Genomic DNA, 352 nt, shown 5'->3' with positions numbered 1-352 from the left:
TCACCTTTGGAGCAAAGGGAGCCAATTTTTTCTCTGGCAAGGGGGCTGTTGATATTGTTGATATTGTTTCACGCACGGTGCATTTTGAAGGAGCTGTTGCGGGCAAGGATATTGGGGTGAGTGCTGGAACGGGGCATTTTGATTATGCTTCTCGTCAAATGAAGGAGCTCACCGATATTACCGGCAAACCGGAATATGCGATAGATGGCTCTGCTTTAGGTGCTTTACAGGCGGATCAGATTAAACTTGTAGCGACAGAACAAGGCGTTGGCGTTCGGATGCGTCATGATATGGCGGCGAATGCGGGGCAGTTGCAGCTTTCTGCTGATGGAAAAATTTCCTTAAAAAATGT

1 protein-coding gene is annotated in these 352 nt (G+C 47.4%); it reads left to right on the top strand.

Annotated features, from left to right (window positions below; genetic code table 11):
- Nucleotides 1-352, top strand: a 352-nt coding sequence (locus J7R12_RS08750; protein ID WP_208439085.1) for a two-partner secretion domain-containing protein, incomplete at both ends; no start/stop codon positions are given.

Source organism: Bartonella vinsonii subsp. vinsonii, assembly GCF_902825235.1.
In the GTDB taxonomy this organism is placed as follows: domain Bacteria; phylum Pseudomonadota; class Alphaproteobacteria; order Rhizobiales; family Rhizobiaceae; genus Bartonella; species Bartonella vinsonii.
Note: the sequence above shows the minus strand (reverse complement) of the source record. Positions and strands in the feature narration are given on the sequence as shown.